The 14,534-nt window shown below is 32.9% G+C and carries 13 protein-coding genes, 1 riboswitch and 1 other annotated feature; of the genes, 3 read left to right on the top strand and 10 right to left on the bottom strand.

The window, feature by feature from the left end:
• Positions 1-420: 420 nt before the first annotated feature.
• The 3 genes from IEU88_RS03490 to IEU88_RS03480 form a co-directional block, all read right to left on the bottom strand.
• Positions 421-732: a rhodanese-like domain-containing protein gene (locus IEU88_RS03490; RefSeq protein ID WP_096809103.1), complete on the bottom strand. Its 312-nt coding sequence runs from the start codon at positions 730-732 to the stop codon at positions 421-423.
• Positions 733-753: 21 nt separating this feature from the next.
• Positions 754-3,168: a leucine--tRNA ligase gene (leuS, locus tag IEU88_RS03485; protein WP_103373557.1), complete on the bottom strand. Its 2,415-nt coding sequence runs from the start codon at positions 3,166-3,168 to the stop codon at positions 754-756.
• Positions 3,169-3,215: 47 nt separating this feature from the next.
• Positions 3,216-3,401: a binding site (T-box leader), on the bottom strand.
• Between the two features lie 154 nt (positions 3,402-3,555).
• Positions 3,556-4,725 carry an MDR family MFS transporter gene (locus IEU88_RS03480; protein WP_096809100.1) on the bottom strand — a complete coding sequence of 390 codons (1,170 nt, stop codon included), beginning with the start codon at positions 4,723-4,725 and terminating at the stop codon, positions 3,556-3,558.
• Positions 4,726-4,834: 109 nt separating this feature from the next.
• Between IEU88_RS03480 and mnmL the strand changes: the two genes are divergently transcribed.
• Both mnmL and mnmM read left to right on the top strand, forming a co-directional pair.
• Complete coding sequence (gene mnmL, locus IEU88_RS03475; RefSeq protein WP_096809098.1) at positions 4,835-5,788, top strand: tRNA modification radical SAM protein MnmL/YtqA; 954 nt, start codon at positions 4,835-4,837, stop codon at positions 5,786-5,788.
• Positions 5,785-6,345 carry a tRNA 5-(aminomethyl)-2-thiouridylate-methyltransferase MnmM gene (mnmM, locus tag IEU88_RS03470; protein WP_096809097.1) on the top strand — a complete coding sequence of 187 codons (561 nt, stop codon included), beginning with the start codon at positions 5,785-5,787 and terminating at the stop codon, positions 6,343-6,345. The genes mnmL and mnmM overlap by 4 nt, the downstream gene beginning before the upstream one ends.
• 356 nt (positions 6,346-6,701) lie before the next feature.
• Here the strand turns inward: mnmM and IEU88_RS03465 are convergent, their stop codons facing one another.
• The 3 genes from IEU88_RS03465 to IEU88_RS03455 form a co-directional block, all read right to left on the bottom strand.
• Entirely contained in the window at positions 6,702-7,103 is a 402-nt protein-coding gene (locus IEU88_RS03465; RefSeq protein WP_103373558.1) for a transcriptional regulator, SarA/Rot family, read from the bottom strand.
• 149 nt (positions 7,104-7,252) lie between these two features.
• Positions 7,253-8,209 carry an L-lactate dehydrogenase gene (locus IEU88_RS03460; RefSeq protein ID WP_103373559.1) on the bottom strand — a complete coding sequence of 319 codons (957 nt, stop codon included), beginning with the start codon at positions 8,207-8,209 and terminating at the stop codon, positions 7,253-7,255.
• Positions 8,210-8,542: 333 nt separating this feature from the next.
• Complete coding sequence (locus tag IEU88_RS03455) at positions 8,543-9,367, bottom strand: alpha/beta fold hydrolase (protein WP_096823781.1); 825 nt, start codon at positions 9,365-9,367, stop codon at positions 8,543-8,545.
• 268 nt (positions 9,368-9,635) lie between these two features.
• Between IEU88_RS03455 and IEU88_RS03450 the strand changes: the two genes are divergently transcribed.
• A complete protein-coding gene (locus IEU88_RS03450) occupies positions 9,636-10,637 on the top strand; it encodes a proline dehydrogenase family protein (protein WP_096809088.1) in 1,002 nt (333 codons plus the stop codon).
• A gap of 256 nt (positions 10,638-10,893) precedes the next feature.
• Here IEU88_RS03450 and ribH read toward each other — a convergent pair whose 3' ends face one another.
• Genes ribH through ribD form a run of 4 tightly spaced genes read right to left on the bottom strand, consistent with a single transcriptional unit; the run spans position 10,894 to position 14,238 of the window.
• Positions 10,894-11,352 carry a 6,7-dimethyl-8-ribityllumazine synthase gene (gene ribH, locus IEU88_RS03445; protein WP_103373560.1) on the bottom strand — a complete coding sequence of 153 codons (459 nt, stop codon included), beginning with the start codon at positions 11,350-11,352 and terminating at the stop codon, positions 10,894-10,896.
• An 11-nt stretch (positions 11,353-11,363) separates the two neighbouring features.
• Positions 11,364-12,545, bottom strand: coding sequence for a 3,4-dihydroxy-2-butanone-4-phosphate synthase (ribB, locus tag IEU88_RS03440; RefSeq protein WP_103373561.1), 1,182 nt, complete (start codon positions 12,543-12,545; stop codon positions 11,364-11,366).
• A 10-nt stretch (positions 12,546-12,555) separates the two neighbouring features.
• Positions 12,556-13,188 carry a riboflavin synthase gene (locus tag IEU88_RS03435; RefSeq protein WP_096809082.1) on the bottom strand — a complete coding sequence of 211 codons (633 nt, stop codon included), beginning with the start codon at positions 13,186-13,188 and terminating at the stop codon, positions 12,556-12,558.
• A 6-nt stretch (positions 13,189-13,194) separates the two neighbouring features.
• Positions 13,195-14,238, bottom strand: a complete 1,044-nt coding sequence (gene ribD / locus IEU88_RS03430) for a bifunctional diaminohydroxyphosphoribosylaminopyrimidine deaminase/5-amino-6-(5-phosphoribosylamino)uracil reductase RibD (RefSeq protein ID WP_096809080.1) — start codon at positions 14,236-14,238, stop codon at positions 13,195-13,197.
• Between the two features lie 157 nt (positions 14,239-14,395).
• Positions 14,396-14,529, bottom strand: a riboswitch (FMN riboswitch).
• Between the last annotated feature and the right edge of the window lie 5 nt (positions 14,530-14,534).

The following is a 14,534-nucleotide window of genomic DNA, read 5'->3' as shown; positions in this document are numbered from 1 at the left end:
TTGAAATTGATTAACTTTTTTATCTAAGTGCTATTATAAATTTACCTGTTTTTTAGTTATCAGTCGACATAGAGAAGCAGTATATTTTGTAGTTAGCCTCTTTGTTCATACCGCAATGACAATCATAAATAATGGTCTCATGATGCTATTTACGTATTTATCGCATTCTCATTATAATAAATAGATAAGCGACTAACCCAACATCTAAAAAAAGCCCCTCACTATTGCAATAGTGAGGGGCTTGGTATATTTATATTGAGATTTTTATTAATCATCATTTCAACATTACAATACTAAAATATAAAATTAACGATCCTAAATGAACCCACATTGAGTTAAAACGTATCCACCTATGCTTACCGAACAATGTATTAAACGCAATACAAATTGGGTATATCCGAATATTAAAAGACTGGAAAGCTAGATGCTTCTAATGTCTAAAGCTTCATCTCCCCAAGCATCCATACCACCTTCAACATTTACCGCATGAACGCCATTACGCTCTAAATATTGAACAACTTGTGCACTTCTGCCACCAGCTTTACAAATAATATAATACGTATCATTTGAATTGAAGTGATTTAAATTGTCGGGAATTTGATCCATAGGAATTGTTTCTGCTTCAGGAATAACCCCCATCGCAGTTTCTTCATCTGTTCTCACATCAATAATTTGAATAGGATTAGAATTTAAAATCTTTGATTTTAATTCATCTACAGATATTGTCTCCATAATATAAATGCCCCTTTTAAGTTATTTGGCAACAATATTAACAAGTTTTTGAGGTACAGCAATTACTTTTTTAATATCTTTGCCTTCAATTTCATCTTTGATATTTTCGTTATCTAACGCAATTTCTTCCATTTCTTCTTTTGATACATCTTTAGGTACATCTATTTTAGCACGAACTTTACCATTTACTTGAACGACGATTTCAACTTCATCGTCAACTAATAATGATTCATCAAATGTAGGCCATGGTTGGTAAGTAATTGTTTCTTCATGTCCTAAACGTGACCATAATTCTTCACCAATATGTGGTGCGATTGGTGCTAACATTTTGATAAATCCTTCAATGTAAGGTTTATATATTTCGTCTACTTTATAGCAATCGTTGATAAAGACCATCAACTGACTAATTGCTGTATTAAAATTCAATGTATCAAAGTCTTCAGAAACTTTTTTCACAGTTTGATGGTAACTTTTATCTAAAGTTTTATTATTTGTATTTACTACTTTATTAGAAATCAAACCATCTTCTGTAACTAAAAGTCTCCAAACTCTATCTAAGAAACGTCTTGAGCCGTCTAAACCTTTTTCGCTCCATGCAATGGCAGCATCAAGTGGCCCCATAAACATTTCATATAGTCGTAATGTATCTGCACCGTGAGATTTAATAATATCATCTGGATTAATAACATTACCTTTAGATTTACTCATTTTTTCATTACCTTCGCCAAGAATCATACCTTGGTTAAATAATTTTTGGAATGGTTCTTTCGTTGGCACTACGCCTAAATCATACAGTACTTTATGCCAGAATCTTGCATAGAGTAAGTGTAACACTGCATGTTCTACGCCGCCAATATATAAATCGACTGGCAACCAGTGTTTTAATTTTTCTGGGTCAGCTAACATTTGTTCGTTATCCGGATCAATAAATCTTAAATAGTACCAACAACTACCTGCCCATTGTGGCATTGTATTGGTTTCACGTCGACCTCTCATGCCAGTTTCCTCATCTATTACATTAACAAAGTCATCAATATTAGCTAACGGTGATTCACCAGTTCCTGATGGTTTAATTTCATCTGTTTCCGGTAAAAGTAAAGGTAATTCATCTTCAGGTACAGTTGACATCGTACCATCTTCCCAATGAATGACTGGAATTGGTTCGCCCCAATAACGTTGACGGCTAAACAACCAATCTCTAAGTTTATAGTTTATTTTTCTTGTACCCGCATTATTTCGTTCTAACAATTCAATTGCTTTTTCGATTGCTTCTTTATTATATAATCCATTTAATTCACCTGAATTAACATGAGGCCCATCACCAACATAAGCTGCTTCAGATAAGTCTCCACCCTCAATGACTTCTGTAATTGGTAAATCAAAGGCTTTTGCAAACTCATAGTCTCTTTGGTCGCCACTTGGCACTGCCATCACTGCGCCAGTACCGTACGAAGATAATACATAATCTGCTATCCAAATTGGTGTTTTTTCACCAGATAATGGGTTGATTGCATAAGCTCCAGTAAATACACCAGATTTTTCTTTAGCAAGACCCGTACGTTCTAAATCTGATTTCATTGCCGCTTCTTGTTGATATTTTTCAACACTTTCTTGATTTTCTGAAGTTGTAATTTGATTTACAAGCTGATGTTCTGGACTTAATACTAAGAATGTAGCACCATAGATTGTATCAGGACGTGTGGTAAATACTTCAATTTGATCATTACTATCTTCTACATTGAATGATACTGATGCCCCTTCTGAACGCCCAATCCAATTACGTTGCATGTCTTTTAAAGATTCTGGCCAATCTAAGTCCTCTAAATCTTCAAGTAACCGATCTGCATATTCAGTAATTCTTAATACCCATTGCTTCATTGGTCTCCTGTATACAGGGTGCCCACCTCGCTCAGAAACACCATCAATTACTTCTTCATTTGAAAGTACAGTGCCTAACGCAGGACACCAGTTCACCGCAACTTCATCTACATAAGCAAGTCCTTTGTTATATAATTGAATAAATATCCATTGTGTCCATTTATAGTATTCTGGGTCTGTCGTATTGACTTCTCTATCCCAATCATAACTGAAACCTAATTCTTTAATTTGGCGTTTAAATGTTTCAATGTTTTGTTTAGTGAACTCACGAGGGTCATTTCCAGTGTCTAACGCATATTGTTCAGCAGGCAAACCAAAAGCATCCCACCCCATAGGGTGTAATACATTATATCCTTGCATACGCTTATACCTAGAAATAATATCTGTGGCTGTGTAACCTTCCGGGTGACCTACATGAAGCCCGGCCCCAGACGGGTAAGGGAACATATCAAGTGCATAAAACTTTTTTTGGCCTAAATTATCTTCTGTTTTAAATGTTTTATATTCTTCCCAATAATCCTGCCATTTTTTTTCAATTTCATTATGATTGTAATTCACAACATTTCCTCCTATTCAATAATAAAAGACACCTCAAACTATTATTTAATAGGGACGATTTTCACCGCGGTACCACCCTGTTTCACAAAATGTGCGCTCATTTTAATTAATAGTAAGAGATGTCATTAATTCATTTCAAGTCACGGTAAGTTCACTTAAGGCTTTACACTAGGTTTCACCACACCCTAGCTCTCTGTGGGAAAGCTTTAAAGTTACTACTCCTATACTCTTCTAATGATATTTGATACAGCCTTTTATTTCAAGTATAAAAATATAATTAATATACTCTCCATTGTTTATACACAAATGCTTTCAAATCATATGTGTTAGATTTTCAAACTTAATCATAAACCATAAATTGGACTATATATTAAGCTTAACATCAAATTAAATATCTTTGGGTAGTTGTCGATCATAGAAAGTTAAAAATATTAAAGCAATGGCCAATAGCGAAATCATACTTAAAAACATAACTTGCATATTAAACATGTCAACAACTACACCACCAATCAGTGGCCCAAATGCCTTACCTACAGTCGCTGCAGAATTCACGTAGCCTTGGAATGAACCCTCTTTACCTTTAGGCGCTAATTGGTTAGCAATCGTAGGTACTGCTGGCCATACAAACATTTCGCCCAACGTTAATATAATCATACCTACCATAAATACAGAAAATTGTTCAGCAAAACTAGTCACAAAGAAAGAGATAATAAAAATACCTATACCCACATACATTTGATGTTTTAAATTACCTTTCAATAATCTGATAATGGGAATAATTAACGGTTGTGCAACTAATATCATGATACCATTGACTGTCCACAAGAGACTGTATTGACTCATTGAGATATTAAGCACTTGGGTAAAGGAAGCTATTGTACTTTCCCATTGGATGTAAGCAATCCAACAAATACTAAACATGACACATATTAAAGATAATGCAATAAACTGAGGTCTATACGCTTTAGATAATAAACTCATTGCATCATTTGATTTTACTTTAACGTCTAATTTGATATTAAACTGACTTACAGCGACTATAGCAAATGCAATATACATTAATAAATTAGCTATAAAAATATAATTAAAACTTAATTCAGCAACAAAGCCACCGGAAGCTGCACCAATGGCTACGCCTAAATTTTGTGCTAAATAAATGGCATTAAAAGTTTGCCTTCCGCCTTTTGGCCATATCGCACCTGCTAATGCATAAATAGCAGGAATAATCATTCCGCCGCCAAACCCAAGACAAACTAACCAAACAGCATACCATGGCCATCCATGGAAAAAATTTAATAACGTTGTACTACTTAAACAAATAACAGTACCTATCATAATTGTGGGGTAGCCGCCTAATTTATCAAAAAGGTTACCTCCGAGTAGGTTGCCAATCACCATTCCAAATGAATTAATCATTAAGACTAAACCAGCCATTGTTAAACTTTTATCTAATACCTCATTCATATAAATTGTATTTAATGGCCATAAAAAACTTGAGCCCGTGATATTTAATGCCATTCCAATTACCAACCACCACACTGATTTTGGCATGTTCATAACCGTAAGCTCCTTTCTTATTTTAAATTTCTATTTTTACTCTAAACACTATATCATTAAAATATGTTAAAATCTTTAACTAGAACGAATTTAGAAAGGAAAATGTTATATGGGACAATTTTTCCCTTACGCATTCGAAAACAAACGATATCATACTTGGAATTATCATTTAAAAAATAAATTTGGCCAAAAAATCTTCAAAGTTGCAATTGATGGAGGATTTGATTGTCCGAATAGAGATGGCACAGTTGCTCATGGCGGTTGTACATTTTGCTCAGCAGCAGGAAGCGGCGATTTTGCTGGTAACCGTGTCGACCCTATAGATGTTCAATTTCAACAAATCAAAGATAGAATGCATGAAAAATGGCACGAAGGACAATATATTGCTTATTTTCAAGCTTTTACAAATACACATGCGCCAGTAGAAGTTTTGCGAGAAAAATACGAAACGGCATTAAAAGAACCTGGTGTTGTAGGTTTATCTATAGGAACACGCCCAGACTGTTTACCAGATGATGTAGTAGAATATTTAGCCGAATTAAATGAACGTACATATTTGTGGGTAGAATTAGGTCTACAAACAGTTCACCAAAAAACTTCTGACTTAATTAATCGTGCGCATGATATGGAAACTTACTACGAAGGTGTTGCAAAACTACGTAAGCATAACATCAATGTGTGTACACATATTATTAATGGGCTGCCTGAAGAAGATTATGACATGATGATGGAAACTGCTAAAGAAGTTGCACAAATGGATGTTCAAGGTATTAAAATACATTTGTTACACCTACTTAAAGGTACTCCAATGGTAAAACAATATGAAAAAGGTATGCTTGAATTTATGTCACAAGACGACTATACAAATTTAGTTTGCGATCAACTAGAAATTTTACCAAAAGAAATGATTGTACACCGAATCACTGGTGACGGCCCAATAGATTTAATGGTTGGCCCTATGTGGAGTGTTAACAAATGGGAAGTACTTAACGAAATCGATGATGAATTAGCTAGAAGAAATTCCTATCAAGGAAAAAACTATGAAAGTATTATCAAATCATGAAAATAGAGCGTATTTTACCATTTTCTAAAACACTCATCCAACAACATGTATCTGCGGACAGCATTGTTATTGATGCTACTTGTGGTAATGGTAATGATACTGAATTTTTGGCACAACAAGTACCAGATGGTAAAGTGTATGGTTTTGACATTCAGGACATTGCAATACAAAACACTAAAACTAAAACTAAAACATTTAGACATGTCCATTTAATTCATGATAGCCATGCCAATATAAAACAATATATTCCAAGAGAGGAACGTGGACATATTGACGCAGCTATTTTCAACTTAGGATATTTACCTAAAGGAGATAAATCCATCGTTACAAATCCTAACAGTACCTTAGCTGCTATCAATTCGATATTTGATATATTAGCGCCCGAAGGCATTATCGTTTTAGTTATTTACCATGGACATGAGGAAGGTAAAACAGAACGTGATGCATTATTAAACTACCTTCAACATTTTGACCAAAATAAAGCACATATATTGCAGTATCAGTTTATTAATCAACAAAATCATCCACCATTTATTTGTGCTATTGAAAAAAGATAACGTACTATTTAAATAAAAACATATAGAACAGGAAACGTATTTGTCTAAGTGATACCATCGCAAAACAATTTTAGAATAGCTTACCAGAGCATCTATGTAACGAAGCATGTTTATCTCTAAATGACTTCATCGCTATTTTAATTTGATATCAAACGTATTTCATCTTCACTTACTTCTACGAGAAAAACAAGAACACCATCTATTTTCCTCATATAACTATCTAGGAAATTTAAAATAATACACATAATAAAAGTACACCTCTTTTTGAAATAGAGGTGTACTTTTATGTTAAGTATGAGTCGTTGATACCCATACTTTTTGAGGTTAATAACAGTTTTCCAGACTTTAATTATTCCCTATAAATTTAAGATAGATTTAAGACTTGATTGAATAGATGACGATTTTTCATCAATTTCTTCTTTAAAGTAATCTAAAAGCGCTTCCCTTTGAGCTTCTAAATCTTCATTGAAATGAATAATTACTGTACGTTCATCATTAACTGGTCTTTCTTTAATGATCCATTCTTTTTCCACTAAATCGTTATACGTTCTTGTACGTTTATAAGATTTAATTTGTACAAAATCATCCATTTCCTTTAAAGTCATTGATCCTTCTTGCCATAATGTTAAAAGAATTAATATTTCTTCTTTCGACATTTTATATTGTTTCTGTACTTTTTCAAAGATATCATCAATATCATTTAGTACATGTTCCAATCTAAGGACACTATCTACCATGTCAGTAATTGTCTTCCCCATAGAAATATCCCCCAATCATAATATTAAGTTAAACATGTAAAATTAATTCATCAAAAAAATCATTCGTTACAAAATTTATTACTGTCAGAAAAAATTTTGATATTTTCAATAAAATTAATCTTATATACAGTTTAAAATTAAATTATGAATTATGCAATTAGTTGGTTGATTTTATTTTGCATTTCTTTCAAAATTATGGCAGAATTTTCAAACAATTTACTTTCGCTACTATTTAATTGTGTTTCATAAACTTTTACCGCACCATTTCTATTGATTAATGTTGGTACACCAATGTATACATCAGTTTGACCATATTCACCATTTAGATAACTGGAAACGGGGAGAACCACATTTTGATTTTTTAAAATGGCTTGTGTAATACGAATTAACCCCATAGCGATACCATAATAAGTAGCGCCTTTCGCTTTAATAATGTCATATGCTGCATCACGTGTATTTATAAATATTTCATCTATTCTATGTTGTTTGTCTGGGTTATCTTTTAAAATGTCATATAATGATTGGCCTGCAATATTAGCCTGTGACCACACAGCTAATTCTGAATCACCATGTTCCCCGATAATTTGTGCATCAACGCTCCAAGGAGATACATTAAATTCTCTTGCGAGTTCATATTTAAAACGCGCAGTATCCAATATTGTACCTGAACCAATAACTTGCGCTTTTGGCAAGCCTGATACTTTTTGCGTTACATATGATAATACATCTACTGGATTTGTAGCTATTAGAAAAATACCATTAAATCCTGTTTGCATAATAGTCGAAACAATTTCTTTAAATATTCTTGTATTTTTTTCCACTAAATCTAATCGTGTTTCTCCTGGTTTTTGAGCAGCACCCGCGGTAATAACAATTAAATCTGCGTTGCTACAATCTTTGTAAGATCCTGCTTTTATCTTTATAGGTGAGCCCCCATAAGGTGCACTGTGATTTAAATCTGCAACATCACCGTGTACTTTTGTTTCATCTAAATCAATGATGACTAATTCATCTGCTATTCCTTGGGAAACTAATGCAAACGCATAACTAGAACCAACTGCACCATCACCTATTAATACCACTTTATTTCCTTTACTGTATTTCATATTATGACTCTCCTTATATTTAAAGTAAATCATCGCTTATTGTGATTTATTTCACAATATAAATATAACACTTCCTTCGCTAAAGAGCAATCGTTTATTGTGATTTATTTCACAAAATTTCCGTTTCTTCTTCCTCGTTTTATAAATGAGAAAGAGCGAGACAAAACCAAAATTTGGTTTCGTAGACTCGCTCCTAGTTAAAGATGCTACATCGTATATCTAATTATAATTAATACTGCAAGTTTTTACTGACATCTATTGTTTTCTTATAAGAAGCGTCTTTCAAAACGATGGCGTCCATGCTTTGTATTGCTTACACTTTAATTTCCCACTCTATGAAAGCTCGTGTTCATCATGGACGATAAAGCCAATATTACTTGTACTGTTATTAAGAAATGCTAAAATATATCGCATTACTTCGTCTCTTTCAGGTTCATTATGTATTTCATGATATAAACCCTTCCAAGCTTTAAAATATAATTCTTCAGTTTCAATATTATCTTTCACTAAATGCATAGTTGGAATATCAGACACTTTGTCTTCGAGCCCATACATTAATAATACAGGAAGTGGCTTAATATCTTTTAAGTGTGTTACTGTTTCTTTCATGATTTCGATGATTTGTTTATACCAATGATATGTCACTTTTTGTAACATGAGTTGATCTTCTTTTGCTTCTTCGATTACCTCATCGTTACGTGTTAAATCTTCAACGGTTATGCCTACTTTGAATCTTGTGTCTTTAGTTAATTTACCTACATTAGATAATATCTTATCTTTTCTAGTTTTATTATTTTTTTTGAATTCCAGCAATGGTGAAATAAGCATCAATCCTTCAATAGGTACTTCCACTTTTTCTAGTAAGTTTAAAATAATAAGTCCGCCAAGTCCTACACCTAAAAAATAAGTTGGAAGTTTATATTCATTTGCTATTCTAATCCATTCTAGTACATGTTCGTGATATACTTCGAAATTTTCTATTTGTCCTTTATTAGAACGCGTAGTTTGACCTTGCCCAGGTAAATCACCCATGATAACGTGATAGCCATTTCTACGTAGCATTGTTATTACATACGCATATCTTCCTGTATGTTCGAGCATGTTATGGGCAATTACAATGACACCCTTAGCTTCATTTTCAGTTTCCCATTTCCACATATTCCATACTTCCCCTTCTCCAATAATTTCATTAAATATATTGTATCAAAATATGATGCACGTTTGCCATTTTAAACGCATAAATTATGTTGTCTTAAGTTCATTGTTTTTTTAAAAATAAATATTATAACTATATCAATCAGTCATCCGATAGTGTAGTCTGTGATATTAAGCATAATAAATTTTATTGTAAACGATTTCATTACTATTAGATTCATGCTACACTATTATTGAAAGCATAGCTATTAGCAGGATGGGAGGAATTAATATGCCAATTGTGAAAAATTTTTTTATAGGGTTATCTAATAATCCCTTTTTAAATAAAACAGCTAAGGAAATAGGTCCTATGTTTGGGGCTAAAAAAGTCGTTGCTGGAAATACGATTACTGACTTAGTAGACACAATTGAACGTTTAAATAACAAAGGAATCACTGTTACTGTGGATTGTCTTGGAGAATTTGTTTTAAATGAAGGCGAAGCGATACAGGCCAAAGACCAAATATTAGAAGTGATGTATGCAATATACAACCACAGCTTAGATGGTCACATGTCTATTAAACTAAGCCAACTCGGTTCGGAGTTTGATATTGACCTTGCTTATCGTAATTTACGCGAAATATTACTAAAAGCAAATGAATTTGGTAATATGCATATTAATATAGACACTGAGAAATACGATAGCTTATTTGATATTACTCAAGTGTTAGATCGACTAAAAGGTGAATTTAAAAACGTAGGTACAGTTATTCAAGCTTATTTATATAAAGCAGATGCACTTATCGATAAATACCCAGAACTGCGTTTACGTATGGTAAAAGGTGCATATAAAGAAAATGAAAATATTGCTTACCAAACTAAAGAAGACATTGACGAAAATTACATACGTTTAATTAAAAAAAGATTATTAAACGCTAATAATGTCACTTCTATTGCTACACACGATGATAAAATAATCACACATATTAAACAGTTTATTAAAGATAATAATATTGAAAAAGATAAATACGAATTTCAAATGTTGTACGGTTTCCGATCAGATTTAGCAGGATTACTTGCACGTGAAGGAAATCATTTTTGTATATATGTTCCGTATGGTGATGATTGGTTCAGCTACTTTATGAGAAGATTAGCAGAACGTCCACAAAACTTAAATCTAATGTTTTTAGAATTAATGAAACCTGAAATATTGAAAAAAACAGGCTTTGTAGCCAGTTTGTTAACAGCTATTGGCGTATCTAGTGCATTAATATATAAAGTATTAAAAAAATGATTTATGCCGCTTAACAAGCATGAGAGCCAGAAACATTTATGTCTCAGGCTCTCATTTAGTATTAACAGCAAATCTCTCGGTTCTAAATATTGTTATAATTACATTTGCCTATGAAAAACAACAAAAGGATTTAAAATTCAAAAAGTTTTTCACCATTTTTTATATTATAAATTAAATTCATCTTAACTTATGGGATATCGTTCCATAATAAGAAGTCTTAGTAAACGCTATTACTATAGAAGTATGCTAATGCTGATTATATTTCGCTTAATAAATTAGCCATTTCGATTGCACTTACTGCCGCTTCAGAACCTTTGTTTCCAGCTTTAGTACCAGCACGTTCTACAGCTTGTTCAATATTCTCAGTCGTTAATATTCCAAATATTACTGGTGTATCTGTTACATCATTTGCTTTTGACACGCCTTTTGCTACTTCATTACACACGTAATCATAGTGAGAAGTTGATCCTCTGATTACACATCCTAAAGTGATTACTACATCATATTCACCTTTTTGAGCTAACTTTTTAGCCACTAATGGAATTTCAAAAGCACCTGGTACATATGCCACATCAATATTTCCAGCCGAAACTTCGTGTCTTATTAAGGTATCTTTTGCACCATCTAACAAACGATTCGTGATGAAATCATTAAATCTACTTACTACAATTGCTACTTTTAAATTTGATCCTATTAATTTACCTTCAAAATTCATTTTTTTGCCTCCTATATTAAATGACCCATTTTTTCTTTTTTTGTTTTCATATAATCTTGGTTATATTTATTTGTAGGAACTATCAAATCAATTCTTTTGGCAATATCGATGCCATAATTTTCTAAACTACCGAATTTTTTAGGGTTATTACTTAATAAATTAACGCGTTTTACACCTAAATACTTTAAGATTTTTGCAGCATTTTGGTAATCTCTTAAATCCTCTTCAAAACCTAAAGCAATATTCGCAGAAACTGTATCATATCCCTGCTCTATCAATTCATAAGCTTTTAATTTATTAATTAAACCAATGCCTCTGCCTTCTTGGGGTAAATATAAAATGATACCACCATTTTCACTAATATATCCCATTGAGGCAGCAAGTTGCTCTCCACAATCACATCTTTGACTGTGAAAGATATCTCCAGTCAAACAAGCAGAATGGATACGTACATTTTCGGTTTCTTTGATTTCACCACTAACAATGGCTACTATTTCTTCTTCATTGTTTTGAGTTGAAAATCCATACATATCAAAGTTACCGTAATCTGTAGGTAGTTGTACTTTAGCTTTAGCTTCAAGCGGCGCATCAGTATTTTTTCTGTAATTTTCTAAGTCTTCAATAGATATCATTACAAGCTGATGCTTGTTTTTAAATGCTTCTAAATCGTCTCCTTTAGCCATTGAACCGTCCTCATTCATTATTTCACAAATGAGTGCTGCCGGTTTCGCTCCCGTTAAAAGAGCTAAATCAACAGATGCTTCTGTATGACCACGTCTAGCTAACACACCATTATCTTGAGCAATGAGCGGAAATAAATGCCCTGGTCTGTTAAAATCATTAGCTTTAGTTTGCTCATCAATTAAAGCTTTAGCTGTAAGCATTCTTTCATCGGCACTAATACCAGTTGTTGTATCGATGTGATCAATACTGACTGTAAATTGAGTACCATAAATATCTGAGTTATGGTTAACCATTGGATTAAGCTCTAAGTCTTGCGCTATTTTTTTACTTATGGGCGCGCAAATAAGTCCTCTGCCATATTTAGCCATAAAATTTACCGTGTTCTCATACATCCATTCTGTTATGGCTACTAAATCTCCTTCATTCTCTCTATTTTCATCATCGACCACTATGATACTTTCGCCATTTTTAAGCGCTTTTAATGCTTTTTCTATACTATCTAATTGCATATTACCCCTCCTAGAACCCAAAAGATTTTAGTTTTTCAGAACTCAAACCTGAATCATTATTTCCAACTATTTTTTCTACATATTTAAATAACATATCCGTTTCTATGTGAACTGGATCACCAACACGTTTTTGATTTAATATAGTGGATTTTCTTGTTTCCGGTATAAGGTGAATATCAAATTCTGACTCTTTCAACTGGAAAACAGTCAAACTCACACCATCTATAGTGATAGAACCTTGTTGTACCATTTGATTTATAATGGATTTAGATGGTTTAATTGTTACAATTTTAGAATTATCTGAGTTCTGTATTCTAGTGATTTTAGCTACTTCATCTGTGTGACCAAGCACAAAGTGACCACCAAATCTTCCTTGACCACTCATCGCTCGTTCTAAATTCACTTCGTCGGATTGATTCAACCGGTTTAAATATGTTTTATTCTCAGTGCCTTTAATCACCTGTACTGAAAATGTTTGGTTATCAAAACATACTACTGTTAAACAAACACCATTCACACTGATTGAATCGCCAATATGCATATCAGATAAAATTGTCTGACAATCAATGGTTAAATTAACAATTGATTGCTGGGTTGTCATTTTTTTAATCGTACCTATTTCTTCCACAATGCCAGTAAACATATTAATTCACTTCTTTCGCAATTCTAATTTAATGTTTTGCTCAAGCACTTGAGAATTTACAATTTCAAATTGTGGTGCCTCTGATAAATTAAATACATTTTCTGTTTTAAAAAATTGATAATCACCAGAACCACCTATCATTTTCGGGGCATAATATAAGATAAGTTCATTCGTATAATTAGATTGAAGAAATTCAGAAGTAATCGTAGGGCCGGCTTCAACTAAGACACGCCCAATCCCTTTTTGATATAAATCTTTTAAAATGTTTTCAAGAGAACAGTTTGAACAATGAATGACTTCTACATGTTCAATATCTGATTTTAATTTTTCTTGTTCTGTATAAATCCAAATAGGCACATTAGATTGGTTAAACATATCTAAATCAAAGTCAATTCGACCTGATTTTGAAAGTATAATACGGATAGGATGCTTACCTTCTTCTATTCTGGTAGTATATTGAGGGTTATCAGCATTTAATGTGCCAGTTCCTGTTATCACAGCGTCATGTTTATGTCTAAGCATAAACACATCATTTTTGACTGATTTATTTGTAATCCATTTACTTTCACCTTTATCAGTAGCTTGTTTACCATCTAAACTACAAGATACTTTCACTGTAACTTCCGGAATACCTTGTCTTTTAGTTATAAAAAAGTCTTTATATAAGGCTTCTGCTTCAGGTTTATGACGAAATTCCACTTTGACTCCAGCATGTTGTAAGATTTCATCACCTCTAGATGTCAAAGTTGTATCTTTAACAGCATAGACTACTTGTTTAATACCAAAATCTATAATTTTATTAACGCATGGTGGCGTTGAACCATAATGAGAGCAGGGCTCTAAAGATATATAGATTGTGCCACCTGCAGCTGTTTCGTTTGCCATGTCCAAAGCTTGAACTTCAGCATGTTTATCACCTTTTTGTAAATGGGCACCTATGCCAACGATTCTACCTTGATTAACTACAACAGCACCAACAGGCGGATTTATTCCTGTTTGACCGTCTACCATTTTTGCCAATTGAATTGCATAATTTAAATATTGACTCATAATAATCACCTCTAAATAATAAAAAACACCTGAAATGGTTTTCAGGTGTGGGATATATTTCGATATAACATGATTTGTTTAACATTAAATACACTTTTCCAAATGATAGAAAAATGTACACTAAATAAACACTCTAAGCAGTGCTGTTTGTTATACTCCATTCTTTCTCCCATCCAGACTATACTGTCGGCTCTAGATTCTCACTAGATCAGCCACATTTGTAAAAACAAATGCAGGTCGCAGGCTTTATTTACTGCCGGTTGGGAATTTCACCCTGCCCCGAAAGAACATTTATG

The organism is Staphylococcus nepalensis (assembly GCF_014635045.1).
In the GTDB taxonomy this organism is placed as follows: Bacteria; Bacillota; Bacilli; order Staphylococcales; family Staphylococcaceae; genus Staphylococcus; species Staphylococcus nepalensis.
Note: the sequence above shows the minus strand (reverse complement) of the source record. Positions and strands in the feature narration are given on the sequence as shown.

Excerpts from the sequence above, each read along its gene's own strand:
- ribH (WP_103373560.1), bottom strand. The coding sequence starts at position 11,352 with ATGAATTTTGAAGGTAAATTAATAGGATCAAATTTAAAAGTAGCAATT.
- IEU88_RS03490 (WP_096809103.1), bottom strand. The coding sequence starts at position 732 with ATGGAGACAATATCTGTAGATGAATTAAAATCAAAGATTTTAAATTCT.
- ribD (WP_096809080.1), bottom strand. The coding sequence starts at position 14,238 with ATGAGTCAATATTTAAATTATGCAATTCAATTGGCAAAAATGGTAGAC.
- mnmM (WP_096809097.1), top strand. The coding sequence starts at position 5,785 with ATGAAAATAGAGCGTATTTTACCATTTTCTAAAACACTCATCCAACAA.
- IEU88_RS03455 (WP_096823781.1), bottom strand. The coding sequence starts at position 9,367 with ATGTGGAAATGGGAAACTGAAAATGAAGCTAAGGGTGTCATTGTAATT.
- IEU88_RS03435 (WP_096809082.1), bottom strand. The coding sequence starts at position 13,188 with ATGTTTACTGGCATTGTGGAAGAAATAGGTACGATTAAAAAAATGACA.
- mnmL (WP_096809098.1), top strand. The coding sequence starts at position 4,835 with ATGGGACAATTTTTCCCTTACGCATTCGAAAACAAACGATATCATACT.
- IEU88_RS03480 (WP_096809100.1), bottom strand. The coding sequence starts at position 4,725 with ATGAACATGCCAAAATCAGTGTGGTGGTTGGTAATTGGAATGGCATTA.
- ribB (WP_103373561.1), bottom strand. The coding sequence starts at position 12,545 with ATGCAATTAGATAGTATAGAAAAAGCATTAAAAGCGCTTAAAAATGGC.
- IEU88_RS03465 (WP_103373558.1), bottom strand. The coding sequence starts at position 7,103 with ATGGGGAAGACAATTACTGACATGGTAGATAGTGTCCTTAGATTGGAA.
- IEU88_RS03460 (WP_103373559.1), bottom strand. The coding sequence starts at position 8,209 with ATGAAATACAGTAAAGGAAATAAAGTGGTATTAATAGGTGATGGTGCA.
- IEU88_RS03450 (WP_096809088.1), top strand. The coding sequence starts at position 9,636 with ATGCCAATTGTGAAAAATTTTTTTATAGGGTTATCTAATAATCCCTTT.